The 23,519-nt window shown below is 67.6% G+C and carries 22 protein-coding genes and 1 pseudogene; 17 read left to right on the forward strand and 6 right to left on the reverse strand.

The annotated features are described in order from the left end of the window. The first annotated feature begins 92 nt into the window (after nt 1–92). The 8 genes from HSX14_RS18905 (at nt 93) to aauR (ending at nt 9,531) form a co-directional block, all read left to right on the forward strand. Nucleotides 93–1,658 (forward strand): flavin-containing monooxygenase, encoded by a 1,566-nt coding sequence (locus tag HSX14_RS18905; protein ID WP_173178270.1) that lies wholly within the window; start codon nt 93–95, stop codon nt 1,656–1,658. Then, nucleotides 1,655–2,542 carry an SDR family NAD(P)-dependent oxidoreductase gene (locus HSX14_RS18910; RefSeq protein ID WP_173178271.1) on the forward strand — a complete coding sequence of 296 codons (888 nt, stop codon included), beginning with the start codon at nt 1,655–1,657 and terminating at the stop codon, nt 2,540–2,542. The genes HSX14_RS18905 and HSX14_RS18910 overlap by 4 nt, the downstream gene beginning before the upstream one ends. 424 nt (nt 2,543–2,966) lie before the next feature. Beyond that, a complete protein-coding gene (locus HSX14_RS18915) occupies nt 2,967–3,875 on the forward strand; it encodes a glutamate/aspartate ABC transporter substrate-binding protein (protein ID WP_111260412.1) in 909 nt (302 codons plus the stop codon). A 192-nt stretch (nt 3,876–4,067) separates the two neighbouring features. After that, complete coding sequence (locus HSX14_RS18920) at nt 4,068–4,814, forward strand: amino acid ABC transporter permease (RefSeq protein WP_173178272.1); 747 nt, start codon at nt 4,068–4,070, stop codon at nt 4,812–4,814. After that, on the forward strand, nt 4,811–5,479 hold the full coding sequence (locus tag HSX14_RS18925; RefSeq protein ID WP_173178273.1) for an amino acid ABC transporter permease: 669 nt from the start codon (nt 4,811–4,813) through the stop codon (nt 5,477–5,479). The genes HSX14_RS18920 and HSX14_RS18925 overlap by 4 nt, the downstream gene beginning before the upstream one ends. Beyond that, the gene (locus HSX14_RS18930; protein ID WP_173178274.1) at nt 5,476–6,210 is read left to right on the forward strand and encodes an amino acid ABC transporter ATP-binding protein; all 735 of its coding nucleotides are present in this window, start codon (nt 5,476–5,478) and stop codon (nt 6,208–6,210) included. The genes HSX14_RS18925 and HSX14_RS18930 overlap by 4 nt, the downstream gene beginning before the upstream one ends. Nucleotides 6,211–6,304: 94 nt before the next feature. Then, nucleotides 6,305–8,212: a sensor histidine kinase gene (locus HSX14_RS18935; protein WP_173178275.1), complete on the forward strand. Its 1,908-nt coding sequence runs from the start codon at nt 6,305–6,307 to the stop codon at nt 8,210–8,212. Nucleotides 8,213–8,256: 44 nt separating this feature from the next. Then, on the forward strand, nt 8,257–9,531 hold the full coding sequence (aauR, locus tag HSX14_RS18940; protein WP_230428058.1) for a two-component response regulator AauR: 1,275 nt from the start codon (nt 8,257–8,259) through the stop codon (nt 9,529–9,531). A gap of 136 nt (nt 9,532–9,667) precedes the next feature. Here the strand turns inward: aauR and HSX14_RS18945 are convergent, their stop codons facing one another. Then, nucleotides 9,668–10,417, reverse strand: a complete 750-nt coding sequence (locus HSX14_RS18945) for a 3-oxoacyl-ACP reductase family protein (RefSeq protein ID WP_173178277.1) — start codon at nt 10,415–10,417, stop codon at nt 9,668–9,670. A gap of 144 nt (nt 10,418–10,561) precedes the next feature. Here HSX14_RS18945 and HSX14_RS18950 point away from each other — a divergent pair, with 144 nt between their 5' ends. The 3 genes from HSX14_RS18950 (at nt 10,562) to HSX14_RS18960 (ending at nt 12,404) form a co-directional block, all read left to right on the forward strand. Then, a complete protein-coding gene (locus HSX14_RS18950) occupies nt 10,562–11,509 on the forward strand; it encodes a LysR family transcriptional regulator (RefSeq protein ID WP_173178278.1) in 948 nt (315 codons plus the stop codon). Between the two features lie 116 nt (nt 11,510–11,625). Continuing rightward, the gene (locus HSX14_RS18955; protein ID WP_173178279.1) at nt 11,626–11,868 is read left to right on the forward strand and encodes a hypothetical protein; all 243 of its coding nucleotides are present in this window, start codon (nt 11,626–11,628) and stop codon (nt 11,866–11,868) included. 68 nt (nt 11,869–11,936) lie between these two features. Continuing rightward, nucleotides 11,937–12,404: an SRPBCC family protein gene (locus HSX14_RS18960; protein ID WP_173178280.1), complete on the forward strand. Its 468-nt coding sequence runs from the start codon at nt 11,937–11,939 to the stop codon at nt 12,402–12,404. Nucleotides 12,405–12,471: 67 nt separating this feature from the next. Here the strand turns inward: HSX14_RS18960 and HSX14_RS18965 are convergent, their stop codons facing one another. Continuing rightward, entirely contained in the window at nt 12,472–13,206 is a 735-nt protein-coding gene (locus HSX14_RS18965) for a siderophore-interacting protein (protein ID WP_173178281.1), read from the reverse strand. Between the two features lie 72 nt (nt 13,207–13,278). On the opposite strand from HSX14_RS18965, the gene HSX14_RS18970 reads away from it, so the two are divergent. After that, nucleotides 13,279–13,719, forward strand: a complete 441-nt coding sequence (locus HSX14_RS18970) for a MarR family winged helix-turn-helix transcriptional regulator (protein WP_173178282.1) — start codon at nt 13,279–13,281, stop codon at nt 13,717–13,719. A 38-nt stretch (nt 13,720–13,757) separates the two neighbouring features. Here HSX14_RS18970 and dmeF read toward each other — a convergent pair whose 3' ends face one another. The 3 genes from dmeF to HSX14_RS18985 all read right to left on the reverse strand — a co-directional run bounded on the left by dmeF (nt 13,758) and on the right by HSX14_RS18985 (nt 16,321). Further along, complete coding sequence (dmeF, locus tag HSX14_RS18975; RefSeq protein WP_173178283.1) at nt 13,758–14,672, reverse strand: CDF family Co(II)/Ni(II) efflux transporter DmeF; 915 nt, start codon at nt 14,670–14,672, stop codon at nt 13,758–13,760. Between the two features lie 11 nt (nt 14,673–14,683). Beyond that, nucleotides 14,684–14,959 (reverse strand): metal/formaldehyde-sensitive transcriptional repressor, encoded by a 276-nt coding sequence (locus tag HSX14_RS18980; RefSeq protein ID WP_173178284.1) that lies wholly within the window; start codon nt 14,957–14,959, stop codon nt 14,684–14,686. A gap of 90 nt (nt 14,960–15,049) precedes the next feature. Next, on the reverse strand, nt 15,050–16,321 hold the full coding sequence (locus tag HSX14_RS18985) for an esterase/lipase family protein (protein ID WP_173178285.1): 1,272 nt from the start codon (nt 16,319–16,321) through the stop codon (nt 15,050–15,052). Nucleotides 16,322–16,422: 101 nt separating this feature from the next. Between HSX14_RS18985 and HSX14_RS18990 the strand changes: the two genes are divergently transcribed. From HSX14_RS18990 to HSX14_RS19000, 3 genes are all read left to right on the forward strand, one after another. Continuing rightward, nucleotides 16,423–17,130, forward strand: a complete 708-nt coding sequence (locus tag HSX14_RS18990) for a DUF1963 domain-containing protein (protein WP_173178286.1) — start codon at nt 16,423–16,425, stop codon at nt 17,128–17,130. Between the two features lie 44 nt (nt 17,131–17,174). Continuing rightward, nucleotides 17,175–17,741 (forward strand): DUF4291 domain-containing protein, encoded by a 567-nt coding sequence (locus HSX14_RS18995; RefSeq protein WP_173178287.1) that lies wholly within the window; start codon nt 17,175–17,177, stop codon nt 17,739–17,741. 114 nt (nt 17,742–17,855) lie between these two features. Then, nucleotides 17,856–18,509, forward strand: coding sequence for a peroxiredoxin (locus tag HSX14_RS19000; RefSeq protein ID WP_173178288.1), 654 nt, complete (start codon nt 17,856–17,858; stop codon nt 18,507–18,509). Nucleotides 18,510–18,561: 52 nt separating this feature from the next. On the opposite strand, the gene HSX14_RS19005 is transcribed toward HSX14_RS19000, so the two are convergent. Next, a complete protein-coding gene (locus HSX14_RS19005; RefSeq protein ID WP_173178289.1) occupies nt 18,562–19,206 on the reverse strand; it encodes a class I SAM-dependent methyltransferase in 645 nt (214 codons plus the stop codon). 147 nt (nt 19,207–19,353) lie between these two features. On the opposite strand from HSX14_RS19005, the gene HSX14_RS19010 reads away from it, so the two are divergent. Together HSX14_RS19010 and HSX14_RS19015 are read left to right on the forward strand one after the other, a co-directional pair. Then, nucleotides 19,354–20,475: an efflux RND transporter periplasmic adaptor subunit gene (locus tag HSX14_RS19010; protein WP_173178290.1), complete on the forward strand. Its 1,122-nt coding sequence runs from the start codon at nt 19,354–19,356 to the stop codon at nt 20,473–20,475. 1 nt (nt 20,476) lies between these two features. After that, nucleotides 20,477–23,518, forward strand: a pseudogene (locus tag HSX14_RS19015) (efflux RND transporter permease subunit); the annotation flags it as partial. Between the last annotated feature and the right edge of the window lies 1 nt (nt 23,519).

Genomic DNA, 23,519 nt, shown 5'->3' on the forward strand with positions numbered 1-23,519 from the left:
TTGTACCGCAATGGCTTGCTGGCGAGTATACATCTGTCTACATTGGTATACAGCTGTATACGCCACAAAATAAGCATAACAGGAGCTTGGCCATGAACGCGCCCGTATCACCCCCCACCCCTGCCCGCCACTGCAAGGTCGCCATCATAGGCTCCGGCTTCTCCGGCCTGGGCATGGCGATCCGCCTGAAGCAGAAAGGCGAGAACGATTTCCTCCTGTTCGAAAAGGAAGCCGGCGTCGGCGGCACCTGGCGCGTCAACAACTACCCGGGCTGCGGCTGCGACGTGCAATCGCACCTCTACTCCTTCTCCTTCGAGCCCAACCCCAACTGGACGCGGATGTTCGCCAAGCAGGGCGAGATCAAGAGCTACCTCGAAGGCTGCTGGGAGAAATACCGCCTGCAGGACAAGACCCTGCTCGGCACCGAGATCACCCGCGTGGCCTGGAGCGACAGCGAAGAGCTGTGGCACATCGACGACGCGGCGGGCAACCACTACACCGCGCAGTTCGTGGTGTCCGGCATGGGCGCCCTCTCCACCCCCTCCATCCCCTACCTCGACGGCCTGGAGAACTTCGCCGGCAAGCGCTTCCACTCCCAGCAGTGGGACCACGACTATGACCTGGCGGGCAAGCGCATCGCCGTGATCGGCACCGGCGCCTCGGCCATCCAGTTCGTCCCGCAGATCCAGAAAGTGGTCGGCCAGCTCGACCTCTACCAGCGCACCGCGCCCTGGGTCATGCCCAAGCCCGACCGCGCCATCAGCGAGAACGAGCGCTCGCGCTTCAAGCGTTTCCCCATCCTGCAGAAGCTCTGGCGCGGCGGCATCTACGCCGTCCTCGAAAGCCGCGTGATCGGCTTCGCCCTGACGCCAAAGGTGATGAAGCTCGCCCAGCTGGTCGCCAAGGGCTACATCAAGCGCAAGATCAAGGACCCGGTGCTGCGTGCCAAGGTCACGCCCGACTACACCATGGGCTGCAAGCGCGTGCTGATCTCCAACGACTACTACCCCTCGCTGACCCAGCCCAACGTCGACGTGATCACCGACGGCATCAAGGAAATCCGCGCCAACAGCATCGTCACCCGTGACGGCCAGGAACGCCCGGTGGACGCCATCATCTTCGGCACCGGCTTCACCCCCAGCGACCCGCTGCCGCGCGGCGTGGTCTTCGGCCGCAACGGCGTCGACCTGCTCGACACCTGGCCGGAAGGCCCCGAGGCCTACAAGGGCACCATGACCGCCGGCTTCCCCAACCTGTTCTTCCTCATGGGCCCGAATACCGGCCTCGGCCACAACTCGATGGTCTACATGATCGAATCGCAGATCCACTACGTGCTCGGCGCCCTCGACCTGCTCGACCAGCGCAAGCTGCAGAGCCTGGAGGTCAAGCGCGAGGTGCAGGACAGGTTCAACGGCAAGATCCAGGGCAGCCTGGGCAACACCGTGTGGAACGCCGGCGGCTGCAAGAGCTGGTACATCCACCCGGTCAGCGGCCGCAACTGCACCGTATGGCCCGGCTTCACCTGGCGCTTCCGCCTGCTGACCCGCAACTTCGACCCGGCCGCCTACCACTTCAGTCGCATCCAGCCCGTGCATGCCGCCCAGGGTCCGCTGACCTTCGCCGCCCCCGCCGAAACCGCAGAAGGAGTACCGGCATGAAGTCCTTCGAGAACAAGGTCGCCGCGATCACCGGCGCCGGCTCCGGCATCGGCCGCGCCCTCGCCTACGGCCTGGCCCGCCAGGGCTGCCACCTGGCGCTCTCCGACGTCAACGCCGAGGGCCTGGCGGAAACCGCCGCCCAGGCCCGCAAGCTCGGCGTGCAGGTCACCGACACCCTGGTCAACGTCGCCGACCGCGACGCCGTGCATGCCTGGGCCGACCAGGTCGTGCTCGACCACGGCCGCGTCAACCTGATCTTCAACAACGCCGGCGTCGCCCATGCCGGCACCGTCGAAGGCAGCGACTACGCCGAATACGAGTGGATCATGAACATCAACTTCTGGGGCGTGATGCACGGCACCAAGGCCTTCCTGCCGCACATCAAGGCCACCGGCGACGGCCATGTGGTCAACGTCTCCAGCGTGTTCGGGCTGTTCTCCCAGCCAGGCATGAGCGCCTACAACGCCACCAAGTTCGCCGTGCGCGGCTTCACCGAGGCCCTGCGCCAGGAACTGGACATCGAAGGCAACGGCGTCTCTGCCAGCTGCGTGCACCCCGGCGGCATCAAGACCAACATCGCCAAGACCGCGCGGATGAACGACAGCCTCGCCCGGGTCGTCGGCCAGGAAGCCGACCAGGCACGCAAGCAGTTCAATGACCAGTTGCTGCGCACCACCCCGGACAAGGCCGCCTCGGTGATCCTGCGCGGCGTGCTCAAGGACAACCGGCGCATCCTCATCGGCGCCGACGCCTGGGCCCTGGACGGCATGCAGCGCCTGATGCCGACCTTCTACCAGCGCCTGGTCACCACCTCCATGCGCCTGGCCGCACGCTTCGCCCCCAAGCCCCGACGGGAGCGGGAAGCGCAGAACCTGGCGGACTGACCCAACCCGCGTAGCCCGTGCCCAGCCCCGGGGCTCACCTCCCCGGGCTGAAGCCCGGGCTACGCGGTGGTCGTATAGCCCTTATCGTCGGGTTGCACCCGACCTACCTGCACACCCCTCGTAGGAGCGAGCTCTGCTCGCGAAGCCTGCTCTTCCCTGTCACCCCTTCCCTCCTTCACTCCCGTCACGCCCCCATTCCCGCAAAATCCGTTCGGATATCCGAACGATAACACCCACCAAAGCCGGAACCCCGAACACCCCGCCTCCAATGCCCTCCAGCCATTAAAAATAAACCCTTATAAATCAATAAATTACATACAAATCAGCACAACCATACAGATGGCACGCATCCTGCCATTACAGATCCCGACGGCGCCTTACCGCTGGCGTCGATAAGAACAAACAAAGTCGAGGACTGAAACACATGCGTATCCTTCCGAAGGTTCTGGCCGCCGCCATCGCAGCGACCCTGATTTCCGCTCCCGCAATCGCCGAAGAACTGACCGGCACCCTGAAGAAGATCAAGGACAGCGGCACCATCGTCCTCGGTCACCGCGACGCCTCCATCCCCTTCTCCTACCTCGGCACCGAGCCGGGCAAACCGGTCGGCTACTCCCACGACATCCAGCTCAAGGTCGTCGAGGCGATCAAGAAGGAACTGGCCCTGCCGGACCTGAAGGTGCGCTACAACCTGGTGACCTCGCAGACCCGCATCCCGCTGGTGCAGAACGGCACCGTCGACATCGAGTGCGGCTCCACCACCAACAACCTCGAGCGCCAGAAGCAGGTCGGCTTCTCCGTCGGCATCTTCGAGGTCGGTACCCGCCTGCTGTCGAAGAAGACCGCCGGCATCAACGACTTCGCCGACCTCAAGGGCAAGAACGTGGTGACCACCGCCGGCACCACCTCCGAGCGCCTGCTCAAGTCCATGAACGCCGACAAGCAGATGGGCATGAACATCATCTCGGCCAAGGACCACGGCGAGTCCTTCCTGATGCTGGAATCCGGCCGCGCGGTCGCCTTCATGATGGACGACGCCCTGCTCTACGGTGAGATGGCCAAGGCCAAGAAGCCGGACGACTGGGTCGTGACCGGCGAGCCGCAGTCCTACGAGATCTACGGCTGCATGGTTCGCAAGGGCGACGAAGCCTTCAAGAAAGTGGTCGACAAGGCCATCGCCGATACCTTCGCCTCGGGCGAGATCAACGGCATCTACGACAAGTGGTTCACCCAGCCCATCCCGCCGAAGAACCTGAACCTCAACTTCCCCATGAGCGATGAGCTGAAGAAGCTGGTCGCCAACCCCACCGACAAGTCGGCCGAAGAAATCTGACGCCACCGCTCCTCCCCTCTCCCATCGGAGAGGGGCCGGGAGTGACGGGAGCCGGTGCAGGTCGGAAATCCGGACAGCGCAGCTCCCCACCCCTCTTCCGCCAGGGAGAGGGGGTCGCCGGGCATCCGGCAGCCACTCCCCATCCACTGCCTTCAACCGCAGACAGACAAGAACCCTGAGGGGAAAACCCTGATGAACTACAACTGGGACTGGGGCGTGTTCTTCAAGTCCACCGGCATCGGCAGCGAGATCTACCTGGACTGGTTCGTCACCGGCCTGGGCTGGACCATCGCCATCGCCCTAGCCGGCTGGATCGTCGCGCTCCTGCTGGGCTCGCTGCTCGGCGTGATGCGTACCGTGCCCAACCGCTGGGTGTCCGGCATCGCCACCACCTACGTGGAAATCTTCCGCAACGTACCGCTGCTGGTGCAGCTGTTCCTCTGGTACTTCCTGGTGCCGGACCTGTTGCCCGAGCCGCTGGAAATCTGGTTCAAGCAGGACCTCAACCCGGCCACCTCCGCCTACCTCAGCGTGGTCGTGTGCCTCGGCCTGTTCACCGCCGCACGCGTCTGCGAACAGGTCCGCACCGGCATCCAGGCCCTGCCCAAGGGCCAGCTCGGCGCCGCCCGCGCCATGGGCTTCCGCCTGCCCGCGATCTACCGCTACGTGCTGCTGCCGCAGGCCTTCCGCATCATCATCCCGCCGCTGACCAGCGAGTTCCTCAACATCTTCAAGAACTCCTCGGTGGCCTCGCTCATTGGCCTGATGGAGCTGCTCGCGCAGACCAAGCAGACGGCCGAGTTCTCCGCCAACCTGTTCGAGGCCTTCACCCTGGCCACGCTGATCTACTTCACCCTGAACATGAGCCTGATGCTGCTCATGCGCATGGTTGAACGCAAGGTCGCGGTCCCGGGCCTGATCGCCGTAGGAGGCAAATGATGGACTTCAGCGCAATCATCCCCGCCCTGCCCGGGCTGGTCGACGGCATGCTGATGACCCTGCAGCTGATGGTGCTGGGCATCATCGGCGGCGTGGTCCTGGGCACCCTGCTGGCGCTCATGCGCCTGTCGCACAACCCGCTGCTGTCGAAACTCGGCGGCCTGTACGTCAACTACTTCCGCTCCATCCCGCTGCTGCTGGTGATCACCTGGTTCTACTTCGCGGTGCCCTTCGTGCTGCGCTGGATCACCGGCGAGGACACCCCCGTCGGCGCGTTCACCTCGTGCCTGATCGCCTTCATGATGTTCGAGGCGGCGTACTTCTGCGAAATCGTCCGCGCCGGCATCCAGGCCATCCCCCGCGGGCAGATGGGCGCGGCACAGGCCCTGGGCATGACCTACGGCCAGACCATGCGCCTGATCATCCTGCCCCAGGCGTTCCGCAAGATGACCCCGCTGCTCCTGCAGCAGAGCATCATCCTGTTCCAGGACACCTCGCTCGTTTACACCGTGGGCCTGATGGACTTCCTCAACGCCGCCCGCTCCCGTGGCGACATCATCGGCCAGCCGCACGAGTTCCTCATCTTCGCCGGCCTGGTGTACTTCACCGTCAGCTTCGCCGCCTCGCAGCTGGTCAAGCTCCTGCAAAAAAGGTTAGCCGTATGATTTCGATCAAGAACGTCAACAAGTGGTACGGGGAATTCCAGGTGCTGACCGACTGCAGCACCGACGTCCAGAAAGGTGAAGTGGTGGTCGTCTGCGGGCCGTCCGGCTCCGGCAAATCCACCCTGATCAAGTGCGTCAACGCGCTGGAACCCTTCCAGAAGGGCGACATCGTCGTCGACGGCACCTCCATCGCCGACAAGAAGACCGACCTGCCCAAGCTGCGCTCGCGCGTCGGCATGGTGTTCCAGCACTTCGAGCTGTTCCCCCACCTGACCATCACCGAGAACCTCACCATCGCGCAGATCAAGGTGCTCGGCCGCAGCAAGGAGGAAGCCACCGCCAAGGGCCTCAAGCTGCTGGAGCGCGTCGGCCTCTCCGCCCACGCCCACAAGCACCCCGGCCAGCTTTCCGGCGGCCAGCAGCAGCGCGTCGCCATCGCCCGTGCCCTGGCCATGGACCCGGTGGTGATGCTGTTCGACGAACCCACCTCGGCGCTGGACCCGGAAATGGTCAACGAAGTGCTCGATGTGATGGTGCAGCTGGCCAACGAAGGCATGACCATGATGTGCGTGACCCACGAGATGGGCTTCGCCCGCAAGGTCGCCGACCGCGTGATCTTCATGGACGCCGGCCAGATCGTCGAAGACTGCCCCAAGGAAGAATTCTTCGGCGATGTCGGCCAGCGCTCCGAGCGCGCCCAGCAGTTCCTCGCCAAGATCCTGCAACACTGATGCGCCGCGCCCCTCTCCCTTCGCGGAGAGGGGCCGCCGCTGCCACCCGCCGCTCGGCGCCGCGCGCCGACTGGCAAGGCCCGGACCACTTATGATGCAATGCCCACCCGCCAGCCTCCGCGCCGTGCCGCCCGCATTGATCGTGAAACCGCGCCTGCTCCGCCACCTCTCGCTGACCCTGCTGCTGGTCCTGGCCATGCTCGGCGCCGGCTGGATCGCCTACCACCTCAGCGAACTCTCCGGCATCCGCGCCCTGCGCGAGAACGGCGAGCGCCAGCTGGAACTCCACGCCCGCGCGGTGGAAAGCGAGATCAACCGCTACACCTACCTGCCCAGCCTGCTGGAGCTGGAGTCCAGCGTCAGCCACCTGCTGCTCAACCCCACGCCCTACCGGCGCAACCTGGTCAACGACTACCTCGAAGGGCTCAACCGCCGCAGCGGCAACCGCGCCATCTTCCTCCTCGACACCAACGGCCGCGTGCTGGCCACCAGCAACTGGCGCGACGCCGACAGCTTCCTCGGCGAGGACCTGGCCTTCCGCGCCTATTTCCAGCAGGCGGTGAAGGGCGAACCCGGGCGTTTCTACGGCATCGGCAGCACCACCGGCGAGGCCGGCTACTACCTCGCCCATGGCCTGCGCTACCAAGGCCGGATCATTGGCGTCGCCGTGGTCAAGGTGAAGCTCGAAGCCCTGCAGGAGCGCTGGGAAAAGGCCCGCCTGCAGGCCTTCGTCAGCGACGAGAACGGCATCATCATCCTCTCCAGCGACCCCATGCTGCGCATGAAGGCCGTGCGCCCCCTCTCCGCCGAAGACAAGGAGCGCCTGGCCCGCAGCCTGCAATACCACTGGTGGGCGCTCAACGAATGGCAGCCGCGCCACCGCGAGGAGCTCGGCGATGGCCTTGAGGCCATCAGCTTCGCCTCGCCCCTGCCGGGCGGTGGCGAGCAGGAAACCGTCTACCTGGCGCAGCGCCGCCCGCTCAGCGATACACCCTGGCACTTCACCCTGCTCTCGCCCCTGGCCGACCTGCGCCGCGAAGCCATCATCCATGGCCTGCTCGCGGCCGCCGGGCTGGCCCTGCTGGCCATCCTCGGCATCGCCTGGAACGAGCGGCGCAAGGTCCTCGCCACCCGTCTCGCCGCCCGCGAGGCGCTGCTGCAGGCCAACAACGAACTGGAGCGCAAGATCGCCGAACGCACCCAGGACCTGCGCGCCAGCAACCAGCGCCTGATGGGCGAGATCCGCGAGCGGCGGCAGACCGAGGAAAACCTGCGCAAGGCCCAGGACGGCCTGGTCCAGGCCGGCAAGCTGGCGGTGATCGGCCAGATGTCCACCAGCATCGCCCACGAACTCAACCAGCCCCTGGCCGCCCTGCGCACCCTCTCGGGCAACACCGTGCGCTTCCTCCAGCGCGGTGCCCTCGACGTGGCCAGCACCAACCTCACCGCCATCAACGAACTGGTCGATCGCATGGGCCGCATCACCGCCAGCCTGCGCGCCTTCGCCCGGCGTGCCGACGACCATGGCCAGGCCAGCCTGGGCAAGGCCGTGGATGCCGCGCTGTTCATCCTCCACACACGGCTGGAACACACCCCGCTGACCCTGCACCGCACCTTCGCCGATGCCCGGCTGGCCATCGACCAGACCCGCCTGGAGCAGATCCTCGTCAACCTCATCGCCAACGCCCTGGACGCCATGAGCGGCCAGGCCGATTGCCAGCTCTGGCTCGACGGCCACGACGAGGGCGCCACCTACGTCCTGCGCGTGCGTGACAACGGCCCCGGCATCTCCCCGGCCGTGCGCGAGCACCTGTTCGAACCCTTCTTCACCACCAAGCCCGGCGAACACGGCCTGGGCCTTGGCCTCACCCTCTCCGCCAGCCTCGCCACCGCGGCGGGCGGCAGCCTCGGCGTGCAGCACCCGGAAGACGGCGGCACGGCGTTCGAGCTGCGCCTGCCCCAGGTCGCCCGCACCACTCCCGAAGCGAGCCCCAGCCCATGACCGAGCCGCTCAGCGTCCTCATCGTCGAAGACGACCCCCACGTCCTGCTTGGCTGCCAGCAGGCCCTGGCCCTGGAAGACATCACCAGCATCGGTGTCGGCAGTGCCGAGGAAGCCCTCGAACGGGTGAACGCCGACTTCGCCGGCATCGTCATCAGTGACATCCGCCTGCCCGGCATCGACGGCCTGGAGCTGCTCGCCCGCCTCAAGGCCCGCGATCGCAGCCTGCCGGTGGTGCTGATCACCGGCCACGGCGACATCAGCATGGCGGTGGGCGCCATGCGCGATGGCGCCTACGACTTCATGGAAAAGCCCTTCTCCCCCGAGCGCCTGGTGGACGTCGCCCGCCGCGCCCTGGAGCAACGCGGCCTCGCCCGCGAAGTATCCGCCCTGCGCCGCCAGCTGGCCGGCCGGCAATCCCTGGAGCAACGCATCATCGGCCGCTCGCCGGCCATGCAGGCACTGCGCGAGCTGATCGCCAACGTCGCCGACACCGCCGCCAACGTACTGATCGAAGGCGAGACCGGCACCGGCAAGGAACTGGTCGCCCGCTGCCTGCACGACTACAGCCGGCGCCAGTCCAACCAGTTCGTCGCGCTCAACTGCGGCGGCCTGCCGGAGAACCTGTTCGACAGCGAAATCTTCGGCCACGAGGCCCACGCCTTCACCGGCGCCGGCAAGCGCCGCATCGGCAAGATCGAGCACGCCCACAACGGCACGCTGTTCCTCGACGAGATCGAGAGCATGCCCATGAACCTGCAGATCAAGTTCCTCCGCGTGCTGCAGGAGCAGACCCTGGAGCGCCTCGGCTCCAACCAGCCGATCCCCGTGGACTGCCGCGTGGTCGCCGCCACCAAGGCCGACCTCGACGAGCAGGGCAAGGCCGGCCAGTTCCGCAGCGACCTCTACTACCGCCTCAACGTGGTGACCCTGGAACTGCCGCCGCTGCGCGACCGCCGCGAGGACATCCTGCTGCTGTTCGACCACTTCCTGCAGCTGGCCTCGCTGCGCTTCGACCGCGCCGTACCGGAACTGGATCGCGCCACCGTCTCCAGCCTCATGGCCCACGACTGGCCCGGCAACGTGCGCGAACTGCGCAACGTCGCCGAACGCTTCGCCCTCGGCCTGCCCGTGTTCAAGAAGACCGGCCTGGCCCTGGACGGCAACGAACCCAGCTTCGCCGAAGCCGTGGAAGCCTTCGAACGCAGCCTCCTGGGCGATGCCCTCGAACGCCACGGCGGCAACCTCAGCCAGGCCGCCATCGCCCTCGGCATGGCCAAGACCACGCTGTTCGACAAGGTCAAGAAATACGGCCTGTGACCGGCGCCTGTGGGAGCGAATTCATTCGCGATGCTCTTCGCGAGCAGCGCTCGCTCCTACCTTCCAAGATCAGCTGGTCTACCCCACAAACGAAAACGCCGGCCCAATGGCCGGCGTTTCACTTGCACCCTAGGCGTCAGGCCGAGAACCCCCCATCGATGGTCAGGTTGGCACCGGTGATGTAGCCCGCTTCCGGGCCGGCGAGATAGGCCACGAAGCTGGCGATCTCCTCGGCCTGGCCGTAGCGCGGCAGGGCCATCAGTTGCTTGAGGGAGTCGGCGAAGTCGCCCTCGGCCGGGTTCATGTCGGTGTCCACCGGGCCGGGTTGCACGTTGTTCACGGTGATGCCGCGCGGCCCCAGGTCGCGGGCCAGGCCCTTGGTGAAGCCGGCCACCGCCGCCTTGCTCAGGGCATAGACCGAGCCGCCGGCGAAGGGCATGCGCTCGGCGTTGGTGCTGCCGATGGTGATGATGCGACCGCCCTCGCCCATCAGCCGGGCAGCTTCCTGGCTGGCGATCACCACGCTGCGCACGTTCACCGACAGGGTGCGGTCGAGGTCTTCGATGGCGAACTCCTCGATGGGCGCCACCGCCAGCACGCCGGCGTTGTTCACCAGGATGTCGAGGCGCCCGAAGGTATCGACGGTATAGCGGATGGCGCCGCGCAGGGCCTGCTCGTCGCTGCTGTCGGCCTTGACCGCCAGGGCGCGGCCACCCGCCGCTTCGATGGCTTTCACCACCTCTTCGGCGGCCTGGCCGGAGGCGGCGTAGGTCAGTGCGACGGCGGCGCCTTCGCGGGCCAGGCGCTTGGCGATGGCGGCGCCGATGCCGCGGGAGCCGCCCTGGATGAATGCAACCTTGCCGCTGAGATTTTGAGTCGAGGTCATGATGGTTCTCCAATCGTCTGTAGTGGGATTCGGCTTGGCCGGTTGGCGGCTGCTCGATGACGTGGCCAGTATCAGCGCAGGATTGCCAACCGATAAGCCGGCAATCCGTCTATTCTTTCGATCCAAACGGTTTACGGTGACACCATGGAAACCCTCAACAGCATCGAATGCTTCGTCCGCAGCGCGGAGGCCGGCAGCTTTGCCGAGGCCGCACGGCGCCTGGGCCTGACGCCAGCGGCGGTCGGCAAGAACGTGGCGAAACTGGAAACCGGGCTGGGGGTACGACTGTTCCAGCGTAGTACGCGCAGCCTGAAACTGACCGAAGCCGGCGAGCGCTTCCTCGCCGAGGTCAGCGGCGGCCTCGCCACCATCCAGGGCGCGGTGGCCAACCTCGCCAGTGCCGGCGGCCAGCCGGCAGGCAACCTCAAGGTGAGCATGGGGCTGATGTTCGGTCGCGAGTACATCGTGCCGCTGCTGGCCGACTTCCTCGCCCGCTACCCCGCCATCGTCCCCGACTGGCATTTCGACAACCGCCAGGTGGACCTCATCGGCGAAGGCTTCGACATTGGCATCGGCGGCGGTTTCGAGCTGCCCCAGGGGGTGATCGCCCGGCAGATCGGCCCCGGGCATCGCGTACTGCTGGCCGCCCCCGGTTATTTCGACGACCGGCCACGTCCGCAGGTGCCGGCGGACCTCGCCCAGCACGACGGCATCCTCCTGCGCTCGCCGCAGACCGGTCGCGTGCGCAACTGGGTATTGCTCAACGAGGCCGGCGACCAGGCGCCCATCGACCTGCGCCCCCGCGCACTGATGAGCGACCCGGAGGCCGCCTGCCACGCCGCGCGCATGGGCCTGGGCATCACCCTGGTGAGTACCGTCCACGCCGTGCACTTCATCGAGCGCGGCGAACTGCAGCGCGTACTGCCCGACTGGCACGTGCAGACCGACCCGCTGTGCATCTACTTCAGCGCGCAGAAGCTGCTGCCGGCCAAGACCCGTGTATTCATCGACCATGTGGTGCAAGCCTTCCGCGAGCAGGGCCTGGCCGAACGCTTCTCCGCCCAGGGTCCGGCCTGCGGCGGCCGGGGCTGATCGGCACCGTTGCCACTCAGGCAATAGTCATTATCGAAGTGGGTGATTTTTCCGCCCCCGGGGCCGCGGATAACCTTTGCTCCATCAAAGGACAACGCCACCCCAAGGGGCCCGAAATGAATCGCCTGCTCGCCATCGCACTCGCCGCAACCACCCTCATCCTCGCCGGCTGCGCCAGCCAACCGGAGCCGCGCCCGTACACCGATGCCGAGGTCAGGCAGTTCTCCCTGGAGATGCTCAACCGCGCCGGCCTGCCCTACGAGGACTACGAGAAGGTCCGCTCGGCACTGATGAACCCCAAGGTCTCCAGCGCCAGCCGCGACTACGAGGCCGCCTTCATCCGCCGCAACGAGGGCTGATCGCGGGGCTATGCTTGCCGCTCCCCGCCCGGCTTCCGGGCGGCCCCAGCCGAGCGAAGGCCCGCCCCATGAGCAGCAGCGCATCCCCGACCGCCCACCGCGAATGCACCACCTCGCGGCTGATCGACGCACCGCCGGCCCGCGTATTCCGTGCCATCGCCGGCCCCGAGCACCTCGCCCGCTGGTGGGGGCCCAACGGTTTCAGCAGCACCTTCGAGCTCTTCGAATTCCGCCCCGACGGCCACTGGCGCTTCACCCTGCACGGCCCGGACGGCACCGACTACCCCAATCACAACGTCTTCCGCGAGATCACGCCCGGGCGTGTGCTGATCGAACACCTCTCCGACGACAACCACCACTTCGTCCTGACCATCACCCTCGCCTCCGAGGGCAAGGGCACGCGCGTGGGCTGGCAGCAGGTGTTCGACACCGCGGAACACCGCGAACAGATCGCCGCCTTCGTGCTGCCGGCCAACGAACAGAACCTCGACCGGCTCACCGCCGAAGTGCAGCGCGTCGACTGGCCCGAAGCCTGACCCGTCATCTGCTATCTGCTCTTCGTAGGATGGCGTAGAGCACAGCGAAACCCATCGACAGCGCCGCCTAGCCCTCCAGGCCCTCATGGTGGTCCGAGAACCCCTGCCGCCAATAGGCCGCAACGCGCATGGCGTCCTTCGGCTGCCCCTTCTCCACCAGCAGGGCACGCACCCGGGTCATCATCCCGTGCTCGCCGGCACCCCAGGCGTAGCCTTCGCCAGCGGGCAGCTGCAGGGCCTGCACGGCCGCGACCAGTTCCTCCGGCGTGTTCACCCACTGCAGATCGAGATCGGCAGCGCTGCGGAAGTCGCGGCGGTCGGCCTCGGCCAGTTGCACGATGGCGCTGACGCGAGTGCCGGCCGGCAGCTCCTCCAGGCGCCGGTGGATCGCCGGCAGCGCGCTGGAATCGCCCACCAGCAGGTGCCAGTCGTAGTCCAGGGGGATGATCATCGAGCCACGCGGGCCACCGATCAGCGCGGAGTCGCCCGGCTGCGCGCGCTCGGCCCATTCGCAGGCACCGCCCTCGCCGTGCAGGGCGAACTCGAGGATCAGCTCGCGGCGCTCCGGGTCGAAGCGGCGCGGGGTGTAGTCACGGCGGACGAAATCGCCCTGCTCGTCCACGAACATGAACTTGATGTGGTCGTCGAAGGAGGCGGAAACGAAGTCCACCAGGCCGTCACCGCCAAAGGTGACGCTCATGAAATGGGGGCTGATGCGCTCCACGCGGAGCACATCCAGCTCGCGGCGGCGCAGTTCGTGGCGCACGCGCTGCACGCGGCGGGTCTGTACGGGTTGGTCCATGGGCTGTTGCTCGCAGGATATGGTTGATAACATCAACGATCATAAAAACCACTAGTTGATATTGTCAACCATATGAGCACCGATACCGCCGAGGACGTCTTCGAGTCCATCCACTCCGTCATGCACCTCTACCGCGCCCGCCAGTACCGCACGCTGCGCGACGGTGACCACGACCTCACCCACATGGAATTCAAGGCGCTGAACTTCTTCGCCCGCCACCCGGGAGCGACCCAGAGCGAGCTGGTGAACCATTCCGGGCGCGACAAGGCGCAGATCGCCCGGCTGATCCAGGCGCTGCGCGGCAAGGCGTTGCTGGAAGGCAAGGCCGACGAGGCCGACAAGCGCAGCATCCGCCTCTATCCCACCGCAGCGGGCACGGCCCTCCACCAGGAGGTGCGACAGCAGGGCCGGCGCCTGAACAAGGTCGCGGTGGAGGGCTTCAGCGCGGAGGAATGCCAGCAGCTGCTCGACCTGTTGGCCCGGGTGCAGGCCAACCTCGACGCCGAGCCCTGACCCGTAGCCCGGGCTTCAGCCCGGGACGCCGGGCGCCGCTAGGCGGGCAGGCATTCCACGGTCAGGTGCGACACCTCGTGGACCGGGCGCAACTGCTCGCGCACCTCGTCGGCGGTAACCCCCTCGCCGACGACGCTGACGATGGCCGCCCGCGCCTGCGGCCCGACCTGCCAGACGTGCAGGTCGACGATGCGGATGCGCGCATCGGCGCCCAGCAGCTCGCGGATCTCCTCGGCCACCGGGTTGTCGGTGACGTCGAGCAGCACCCTGGCGCTGTCGCGGATCAGGCCGAAGGCCCACTTGCCGATCACCACCGCCCCCACCAGCCCCATGACCGGGTCGAGCCAGACCCAGCCCAGGTAGCGCCCGGCCAGCAGCGCGGCGATGGCCAGGACTGATGTCAGCGCGTCGGCGAGCACGTGCAGGTAGGCGGAGCGGAAATTGTTGTCCGCGCCGTGATGAGGGTGATGGCCGTGCTCATGCCCATGGTCGTGGTGGTGATGCCCGTGACCACCCGATAGCACCAGGGCGCTGAGGATGTTCACCCCCAGGCCGACCGCCGCGATCAGCACCGCCTCGGTGAAGGCCACCGTGGTCGGCTGGAACAGGCGCATGAACGACTCCAGGGCGATCCCCAGGGAGACGATGACCAGAATCAGCGCCGAGGCGAACCCGGCCAGGTCGCCGACCTTGCCGGTGCCGAAGCTGTAGCGACTGTTCCGCGCATTGCGCCGCGCGAAGGCGTAGGCGCCGGCGGCGATGCCGAGGGCGCCGGCATGGGTGGCCATGTGGAAGCCGTCGGCCAGCAGCGCCATGGAGCCGGTCAAATAGCCCGCCACGATCTCCACCACCATCATGGCGAAGGTCAGGTACACCACCCAGAGGGTGCGCCTGGCGTTCTCGTCGTGGGCGCTGCCGAGGAAGACGTGGTCATGGGCCGGGTGGCTGTTCATCGAGGCGGCTCCTACTTCGAATAGCGACGGATGGCTTCGAGCAATTCCTCCAGGCCCCGGGCCCGGTCCTCGTCGCTCAGGTGCGGATGGGCCACATGCTCACGCGCATGGGCCTCGATGATCTGGTCCAGCAGGCCGTTGATCGCACCGCGCGTGGCGGCGACCAGGTGCAGGGTCTTGCCGCAGTCCATTTCCTCCTCCAGCCCACGCTCGATGGCCTGGACCTGCCCGGCGATGCGCCGGACACGCTTGAGCAGTTCGTCCTTGTCGGATTTCAGGTGCCCCATAGCATACCCCCCTACCCTATGCAGACCGCCTTTATAGCGCTGCCTCGGGCCTGTCCGCAAGGGCGAGTCGATGGCGTGCAACCGCTGCGATCAGTCCGCGCAGCCCTGCTCCGGCAGCTCCCGCAATGCACGCTCCAGCAGCGCCGTGGCGCGGCGGCTGTGGAGGATGCCGGTGTGGCTCTCGTCGACCAGGTACAAGCGCCCGGCCTCATCCTGGGCGGCGCTGCGCAGCTCGCTGGCCAACGGCACCACGCCATCGTTCGGCTCCGGCAGCAGGCGTCGGTTGCCACCGTAGCTGACCAGCATCCACTGGCGGATGTGCGCCGGCAGCGGCCTGGCGAACAGCGCCCGCAGGTAGGGGCTGCCCGGTGCCATGTCGCGCCACACCGGCACCTCGAACGGCACCCGCTGCACGCCGGTGGCCGCCGAGGGATGCCCGTCCCAGGGCGTCGAAAGGGTGGCGAACAGGCACAGGCGCCGCGCCTCGTTCTCGTCGAGGAATTGCAGCGCCCGCCGCGCCACTAGCCCCCCCATGCTGTGGGCGAACAGGTGCATCCGCCGGGGTGCCAGGCGCAGGAGCATGTCGCGCATGGCGATGCTGAGCATGTAGGCGCTGTTGCGCAGGGGCAGCCCGCTGGGATAGTGGAACAGCACCAGCTGGAAGCGCGTAAGGTCGAGGCTCGCGGCCAGCGCCTGCCAGTCACGGGGCGAGGCGTTGATGCCGTGCACCAGGATGATCGGCTCCTTGGCCGGGTCCCAGGGCGCCAGCAGGTACAGGCCGTAGCCCACCTCGCGCATGAAGCTGAGCGGTTGCCAGGCGCCCAGCTGGATGTGCCGGTCGTCGAAGCGCGGGTCTGTGAACTTCACCACCTGCAGGTAGTTGCGCTGCAGGCGCGGCTGCTCGCGGTAGAGCACCTCCAGGCGCAGGTCGAGCCTGGGCGGGGCGGCGTCGCCGACCACCTGGAGATCCAGCGTGTTGAGCTGCGCCAGGCGCTCGCGCTCTGCCAGGTCCGGCTGCACGGTGAGCGGCGCGTGGCGGGCCTGGGGCAACCAGTGGCGGGGCTCGTCTCGATCCAGGGCGAAATTGCCGTTGCGGTCGTCGAAGGCCAGCAACTGATAGTCACCCGGCGCCTGGGTGAAGTAGAAGGCCTCGCCCGGCGCGACGATGCGGTAGGCGACGAAGCCGCCCTTGCCATCCAGCAACGCCACCAGCGCGCTGCGCCCGGAATCCGTGGCCAGCAGCCGCCCCGCCACCACCACCAGCTCCTGGCGGGCCTGCTGCATTTCCCTGTCCACCTCCAGCAGGCTGCAACCGCCGCAGGCGACCGCCACCAGCGCCAGAACCATCCGCAGAACGGCCATCCGCTTCGCCTCATCCTCGTCCTGCAAGCAAGCCTAGTCGGATCGGCCCGGGCCACCGCAGAATAGGCGCCGCGAAATTCCCCAGCGGTCAGGGACGACAGATGCACGACAACGACGAAATCCAGGCGATCCGCCACCAGTTGGCCCGCCCCGCCACGCGCTTTGGCGCCGGCGGCTTCCGCCCCACCCAGGCCGACGACGAAAGCTGGCTGGGCCGCGTCTTCCTGTTCCGCCCCGACGAAGGCATCCCGCTCGACGCGGCAGGGGAAGCGATGCTGCCGCTCGCCCAGTTCCACCTGCCCAGCCTGCCCACCAGCAGCCCGCTGCTGGCGGACGTACGGGTGCTGACCCTGTTCATCTCCGCCGAGTTCGGCGAGCCGCTGGAGCCCATGGGCGCCCACTGGCTCATCCGCGAATACGGTCACCAGGAAACGCTGCAGCGCAAGGAACTGGCCAATCCCGCCTCCTTCATCAAGCCCTTCCCGCTCAAGGCCGAACGCCTGGACGAGGACTACCCGCTGTGGGACGGCGGCGGCGTGCCCGGGGACCTGGAAGAGCGCATCCTCGAACTGGAGCGCACCGGCGTGATCGGCAGCTACTACGACATCGTCAGCCACTGCTACGACCACAAGATCGGCGGCTACCCCTCCTTCTGCCAATCGGGCATCGACCCGGGGGACGGCTTCGAATTCATCTTCCAGATCTCCTCCGACGCGAAGATCAACCTCAACGTCGTGGACAGCGGCAGCCTGATGTTCTGGAAGCACCGCAGCAGCGGCGAGTGGGCGCTCTACTACGACTTCTACTGAGCCACCGCCCCCATCACCCCGGCTTACCCCCCATGCAGGACCCCATGCAGGCCATCCCACAAAAGCAGATCAGGGCCCATTACGACGTCCACACCATCCGCGTCTACCAGGCCTATCCGGACGTTATCGCCGACAGCGCGCTGGCCCACGGCACCTTCGTCTCGCCGCCGTTCAAGCTGGAGCGCATGACCTGGATAAAGCCCTCCTTCCTCTGGATGATGTACCGCTCCGGCTGGGGCCTGAAGGACGCCGGGCAGAACCGCATCCTCGCCATCGACATCAGCCATGAAGGTTTCGCCTGGGCCCTGGCCAACAGTTGCCCCAGCCATCCGGAGCCGGGCCAGGGCAAGGAAGAGTGGGAGCGCATCAAGAACGCCTCCCCCGTGCGCATCCAGTGGGCCCCGGAACGCGACCTGCACCTCGAGCCCCTGCCCCACCGCGCCATCCAGGTCGGCCTGGGCCCGGAGGCTTCACGGCGTTACGTCGGGCAATGGATCCGGCGCATCACCGAGGTCACCGGCCTGGCCCATGACATCCACGCCCTGGTGCAGGCCGGGGAGCTGCAAGAAGCGCAGCGCAGGCTGCCTGCGGAGCGCGAGTACATCCCTTGAAACACCTGCGCCTCCAACCCGGCCGGCAGCCTGCGGCAAAGGCATAGCGCCTTGGTGAAACCCGTCTACGCTCACCCTCGACCTGCCCGCCATCCACTTCAGGAGGACACCCCCATGGCATTGCGCATCAACGATCTGGTCCCCGATTTCAGGGCCGAAACCGACCAGGGCGCCATCAGCTTCCACGACTGGATAGGCTCCGACTGGGCCATCCTCTTCTCCCACCCCAAGGACTTCACCCCGGTGTGCACCACCGAGTTCGGCGCAGTGGCCCAACTGGCCGCCGAGTGGGCCAAGCGCGGCACCAAGGTGATCGGCGTATCGGTGGACGGGGTCCAGGCGCACCAGAAATGGAAAGGCGACATCGAGGCCTTCTGTGGCGCCGACGCCAGTTTCCCGATCATCGCCGACGAGTCCCTTGCCGTGTCCAAGGCCTTCGACATGCTGCCCGCCGAGGCCTACCTGCCCGATGGCCGCACCGCCGCCGACACCGCCACGGTGCGCTCGGTGTTCATCATCGGCCCCGACAAGAAGCTCAAGCTGTCCATGACCTACCCGATGTCGGTGGGCCGCAACTTCGCCGAGGTGCTGCGCGCCCTCGACGCCCTGCAGCTGACCTACAACGTGCCGCTGGCCACACCGGCCAACTGGACCACGGGCCAGGACGTGATCGTCGCCCTCGCGCTGAACGACGACCAGGCCCGCGAGAAGTACGGCGCCATCGACATCAAGCTGCCCTACCTGCGCACCACCGCCGCACCGAAGTAACCCCGCCACGAACGGTGGGTCGCACCTCGCCGGCCCACCTGTAGCCCGGACTTCAGTCCGGGGCCACCGCCGCGCTCCTGCGCCACACGCTCGCCACCCAGGGCTGCTGCTCCCGCGGCAGGCCCGCCGGGCGGTAGTAGTGCTCCAGCTCCACGAAACCCGCCGCCTCCACCAGGGCCTTCCAGGCCGGGAAGTCGTGCCAGGCGCCATAGCGGTTGCCGCTCCAGCCTTCCTGGTTGTCCCCGCGCGGGTTGGAGCTGAACAGCACCCCGCCCGGCTTCAGCGTCGCGCGCAGCTGGCGCAGCACCCGCGGCAGCTCCTGCCCCGGCACGTGGAACAGCGTGGCATTGGCGAACACGCCATCGAAGCGCCCCGCCGGCAATTGCAGGTCGAGGAACGACTGCTGCCACACCTCGCACCCGGAATCCGCCCGCGCCATCGCGACGAAGCGCTCTGCACCGTCCAGCCCCACCGGCTCGTGGCCCAGGGCGCGGAACGTGCGCAGGTCGCGCCCCGGCCCGCAGCCGAGATCAAGGATGGCCAATGGCGCGGCCCCCTGGATATGGCGCAGGAACGCCTCGATGTTCTGGCTCACATCGTGGTCGCGGGTGTTCTCGCGAAAGCCTTCGGCGTTCTGGTTGTAATCGTCCAGCGTGGTAGCGCTGAGACTGGCGAGTTCGTCGGGCTGCAGGGGCATCGGGGCGTCTCGTGGAAAGGACCGGGGATTCTACCCGTCCCGGCCCGGAGCCTCACGGCCCTTTTAAATGACGAACGACATCTATGCGGACAATAATATTACGCATATCATCTAAACCATCGAAGGCATCCCCGAGAGTGCAGGACCATGAACCGACACGCGCCGAACCTCCGCCCCCTGGCCCTGCTGGCAGCGCTGCTGGCCATCGCCGGCTGCAACAGCCAGGCCGACACCCGGGCCGCCGCCAGCGGCCCGCAGCCTCGTCCGGTCCTGGCCGCGCAGGTGGAAAGCACCAGCCGCCACGAGGCCGCCTACACCGGCGTGGTGGCGGCGCGCACCGAAAGCGACCTGGGCTTTCGCGTCGGCGGCAAGGTGATCGAACGCCGCGTCGACCCCGGCGCCCGCGTGGCCAAGGGCGACACCCTGCTGGTGCTGGATATCGAGGACTTCGACCTGGCCCTGCGCGCCGCCAACAACCGCGTCAGCGCCGCCCGTGCGCAACTGCGCCAGGCCCGTGACGACGAAAGCCGCTACCGCCGCCTGTCCACCACCGGCGCCGTGTCGCGCCAGGTGTTCGACCAGGCCGCCACCAACCTGCGCGTGGCCGAGGCCGAACTGGCCGCCGCCAGCTCCGAAGCCAGCCAGGTGCAGAATCGCCGCAGCTACTCGACCCTCAAGGCCGACGGCGACGGCATCATCACCGACGTGCGCGCCGAGCGCGGCCAGGTCGTCGCCGAGGGGCAGATCGTCGCCCGCCTGGCCCACGACGGTGCCCGCGAAGCGGTGATCGACCTGCCGGAAACCCAGCGCGCCCTGGCCGGCAACAGCGCCCTCGCCTACCCCTTCGACGCCCGCGAGCAGGCGGTCAAGGCCACCCTGCGCGAGCTCTCCGCCTCCGCCGACCCGGTCACCCGCACCTACCGCGCCCGCTACATCCTCGACGGCACGGCCGAGCGCTTCAGCATCGGCTCGACCATCACCGTGCGCCTGCAGAGCGAGCAGGCCGAGTTGCTGCGCGTGCCCATCGGCGCCCTGCACAACCTGGGTGCCGGCAGCGGCGTCTGGGTCATAGGCGAGGACGACAGCGTGCACTTCGCCCCGGTGAAGGTCGCCCGCCTCGGCCAGGAATACGCCCTGCTGGAAGGCGGCGTGAGCAGCGGCCAGCGCGTCGTCGCCCTCGGCGCGCACCTGCTGCACGAAGGCGACAAGGTGCGCCTGCTGCCCGGCCAGGCCCTGGCGCTGGCCCGCCAGAACGACGAGGTGCGCTGAGATGCGCGGCCTCAACCTCTCCGAGATCGCCGTACGCAACCCGGCGGTGACCCTGTTCCTGATCATCGCGGTGATCCTTTCCGGGGTCTTCGCCTTCGGCAAGCTCGGCCGCGCCGAAGACCCCTCCTTCACCGTCAAGACCATGACCGTCACCGCCGCCTGGCCCGGCGCCACCGCGCGGGAGATGCAGGAACAGGTCGCCGACCGCCTGGAGAAGCGCCTGCAGGAGCTGGATTTCTACGACCGCGTGGAAACCATCGCCCAGCCCGGCTTCGTCTCGATGAAGGTGCAGTTCCTCGAATCCACCCGCCCCGGCGACATCCAGGAGCTGTTCTACCAGACCCGCAAGAAGCTCAGCGACGAGGCCGCCCGCCTGCCGCGCGGCGTGCAGGGCCCGTTCTTCAACGACGAGTATTCCGACGTCTACTTCGCCCTCTACGCCCTGGAAGCCAAGGACCTGCCCCACCGCGAGCTGGTGAAGATGGCCGAGGACCTGCGCCAGGGCTTCCTGCGCCTGCCGGGGGTGAAGAAGGTCAACATCCTCGGCGAGCAGGCCCAGCGCGTGTTCGTCGAATTCTCCTACCAGCGCCTGGCCACCCTCGGCATCAAGCCGGAACAGATCTTCGCCGCCCTGGCCGCGCAGAACGGCGTCTCCCCCGCCGGCTTCGTCGAAACCGCCGGGCCGCGTGCCTACATCCGCATCGACGGCGCCTTCGACACCCTCGCGCTGATCGAGAACGTGCCCATCGCCGCCGGCGGCAAGGTGCTGCGCATCGCCGACGTGGCCACCGTCAGCCGCGGCTACGAAGACCCGGCCAGCTACCGTATCCGCCACCAGGGCGACCCGGCGCTGATGCTCGGCGTGATCATGGAGCCGCACTTCAACGGCCTCGACCTGGACCGCACGCTGCAGGCCGAGGAAGACCGCATCCACGCCGACCTGCCGCTGGGCGTGAGCTTCGACAAGGTCTCCGACCAGGCGAAGAACATCCGCCTGGCGGTGGACGAGTTCATGCTCAAGTTCTTCGTCGCCCTGGCCGTGGTGATGCTCATCAGCCTGCTCGCCCTGGGCTTTCGCGTCGGCCTGGTGGTGGCCGCGGCGGTGCCGCTGACGCTGTCCATCGTCTTCGTGATCATGCTCATGACCGGCCGCGAATTCGACCGCATCACCCTCGGCGCGCTGATCCTCTCCCTCGGCCTGCTGGTGGACGACGCCATCATCGCCATCGAGATGATGGTGGTGAAGCTGGAGGAAGGCTTCGACCGCATGAAGGCCGCGACCTTCGCCTGGAGCTCCACCGCCGCGCCCATGCTCACCGGCACCCTGGTGACCATCATCGGCTTCCTGCCGGTGGGCTTCGCCCGCTCCGGCGCCGGGGAATACGCCGGCAACATCTTCTGGATCGTCGGCTTCGCGCTGATCGCCTCCTGGCTGGTGGCCGTGGTCTTCACGCCCTACCTGGGGGTGAAGATGCTGCCGCGCATCGCCCCGGTTCCCGGCGGCCACGACGCCCTCTACGCCGGCCCCTGGTACGCGCGCCTGCGCCGCCTGGTCAGCGCCTGCGTCGAACACCGCTGGCGGGTCACCGCCCTGGTGCTCGGCGCCTTCGTCCTCTGCGTGCTGGGCATGGGCGCGGTGAAGAAGCAGTTCTTCCCCAACTCCGACCGCTCCGAGCTGATCCTCGAGGTGTACATGCCGCCGGGCAGCGCCTTCAAGGCCACCGAGGCGGTGGTCGCCCAGGTTGAAAAGGCCCTGCTGGAGGAGCCGCAGACGAAGATGGTCGACGCCTATGTCGGCGGCGGCGCACCGCGCTTCTTCCTCTCGCTGAACCCGGAGCTGCCGGACCCGGCCTTCGCCAAGCTGATCGTGCAGACCGCCAGCGCCCAGGACCGCGACGCCCTCAAGGCGCGCATGCGCGAGCGCATCGCCGCCGGCGAATTCCCCTCGGCGCGGGTGCGCGTCACCCAACTGCTGTTCGGCCCGCCGGTGCCCTTCCCCGTGGTGTTCCGCGTGGCCGGGCCGGATGCCGACGTGCTGCGCGGCATCGCCGAAGACGTGCGCCAGGTGGTGGCCGCCAACGCCCTGACCCGCGACAGCTTCCTCGACTGGGGCGAGCGCACCAGCGCCTACCGCCTGGTGCTGGACCAGGACCGCCTGCGCCTGCTCGGCTTCACCCCTGACCAGGTGCGCAGCCAGGTCAACGCCCTGCTCACCGGCAACAACGTCACCGAGGTGCGCGAAGGCACCCGCAACGTGCTGGTCATCGCCCGGGCGCTGGACGACCAGCGCGAGAACCTCGGCAACCTCGCCGACCTGACCCTGACCAACGCCGCCGGCCAGTCCGTGGCGCTGGAGCAGGTCGGGCGCTTCCAGGCGGTGATGGAGGACCCGGTGCTCAAGCGCCGCGACCGCGACATCACCTTCGAAGTGCGTGCCGACATCGTCGACGGCACCCAGCCGCCGGACGTGGAAATGGCCGTGTGGCGCGACCTGCAGCCGCTGCTGGCGCAACTGCCCGCAGGCTACCGGGTGGAGATCGCAGGCCCGGTGGAGGAAAGCGCCAAGGCCAACAAGGCCCTGGCCGCGCTGTTCCCGATCATGATCCTGCTGACCCTGGTGGTGATCATGTTCCAGGTGCGCTCCTTCGGCGTGATGTTCATGGTCTTCGCCACCGCACCGCTGGGCCTGATCGGCGCCGTGCCGACCCTGCTGCTGTTCGACCAGCCCTTCGGCTTCAACGCCATCCTCGGGCTGATCGGCATCGGCGGCATCCTCATGCGCAACACGCTGATCTTCACCGACCAGATCCGCCAGAACCGCGAGGCCGGCCAGGAGGTGCGCGAGGCCATCATCGAAGCCACGGTGCGCCGCGCCCGCCCGGTGGTGCTCACCGCCCTGGCGGCGGCGCTGGCCTTCATCCCGCTGACACTCTCGGTGTTCTGGTCGTCCCTGGCCTTCGTGCTGATCGGCGGCGTGCTGGTCGGCACCCTGCTAACCCTGCTGTTCCTGCCCGCGCTGTGCACCCTGGTGCTCTCGCGCAAGC

Source organism: Pseudomonas tohonis (genome assembly GCF_012767755.2).
Classification (GTDB): domain Bacteria; phylum Pseudomonadota; class Gammaproteobacteria; order Pseudomonadales; family Pseudomonadaceae; genus Metapseudomonas; species Metapseudomonas tohonis.

What these genes read in the sequence shown, in the direction of transcription:
- HSX14_RS18930 (WP_173178274.1), top strand. Translation starts at nt 5,476, where the DNA reads ATGATTTCGATCAAGAACGTCAACAAGTGGTACGGGGAATTCCAGGTG.
- HSX14_RS18980 (WP_173178284.1), bottom strand. Translation starts at nt 14,959, where the DNA reads ATGGGGCACCTGAAATCCGACAAGGACGAACTGCTCAAGCGTGTCCGG.
- HSX14_RS19005 (WP_173178289.1), bottom strand. Translation starts at nt 19,206, where the DNA reads ATGCCCCTGCAGCCCGACGAACTCGCCAGTCTCAGCGCTACCACGCTG.
- HSX14_RS18965 (WP_173178281.1), bottom strand. Translation starts at nt 13,206, where the DNA reads ATGGACCAACCCGTACAGACCCGCCGCGTGCAGCGCGTGCGCCACGAA.
- HSX14_RS18990 (WP_173178286.1), top strand. Translation starts at nt 16,423, where the DNA reads ATGCACGACAACGACGAAATCCAGGCGATCCGCCACCAGTTGGCCCGC.
- HSX14_RS18960 (WP_173178280.1), top strand. Translation starts at nt 11,937, where the DNA reads ATGAGCAGCAGCGCATCCCCGACCGCCCACCGCGAATGCACCACCTCG.
- HSX14_RS18995 (WP_173178287.1), top strand. Translation starts at nt 17,175, where the DNA reads ATGCAGGCCATCCCACAAAAGCAGATCAGGGCCCATTACGACGTCCAC.
- HSX14_RS19000 (WP_173178288.1), top strand. Translation starts at nt 17,856, where the DNA reads ATGGCATTGCGCATCAACGATCTGGTCCCCGATTTCAGGGCCGAAACC.
- HSX14_RS18920 (WP_173178272.1), top strand. Translation starts at nt 4,068, where the DNA reads ATGAACTACAACTGGGACTGGGGCGTGTTCTTCAAGTCCACCGGCATC.
- HSX14_RS18910 (WP_173178271.1), top strand. Translation starts at nt 1,655, where the DNA reads ATGAAGTCCTTCGAGAACAAGGTCGCCGCGATCACCGGCGCCGGCTCC.
- HSX14_RS18925 (WP_173178273.1), top strand. Translation starts at nt 4,811, where the DNA reads ATGATGGACTTCAGCGCAATCATCCCCGCCCTGCCCGGGCTGGTCGAC.
- HSX14_RS18935 (WP_173178275.1), top strand. Translation starts at nt 6,305, where the DNA reads ATGCAATGCCCACCCGCCAGCCTCCGCGCCGTGCCGCCCGCATTGATC.
- HSX14_RS18970 (WP_173178282.1), top strand. Translation starts at nt 13,279, where the DNA reads ATGAGCACCGATACCGCCGAGGACGTCTTCGAGTCCATCCACTCCGTC.
- HSX14_RS18950 (WP_173178278.1), top strand. Translation starts at nt 10,562, where the DNA reads ATGGAAACCCTCAACAGCATCGAATGCTTCGTCCGCAGCGCGGAGGCC.
- HSX14_RS18955 (WP_173178279.1), top strand. Translation starts at nt 11,626, where the DNA reads ATGAATCGCCTGCTCGCCATCGCACTCGCCGCAACCACCCTCATCCTC.
- HSX14_RS18905 (WP_173178270.1), top strand. Translation starts at nt 93, where the DNA reads ATGAACGCGCCCGTATCACCCCCCACCCCTGCCCGCCACTGCAAGGTC.
- HSX14_RS18945 (WP_173178277.1), bottom strand. Translation starts at nt 10,417, where the DNA reads ATGACCTCGACTCAAAATCTCAGCGGCAAGGTTGCATTCATCCAGGGC.
- dmeF (WP_173178283.1), bottom strand. Translation starts at nt 14,672, where the DNA reads ATGAACAGCCACCCGGCCCATGACCACGTCTTCCTCGGCAGCGCCCAC.
- HSX14_RS18915 (WP_111260412.1), top strand. Translation starts at nt 2,967, where the DNA reads ATGCGTATCCTTCCGAAGGTTCTGGCCGCCGCCATCGCAGCGACCCTG.
- HSX14_RS18985 (WP_173178285.1), bottom strand. Translation starts at nt 16,321, where the DNA reads ATGGCCGTTCTGCGGATGGTTCTGGCGCTGGTGGCGGTCGCCTGCGGC.
- HSX14_RS19010 (WP_173178290.1), top strand. Translation starts at nt 19,354, where the DNA reads ATGAACCGACACGCGCCGAACCTCCGCCCCCTGGCCCTGCTGGCAGCG.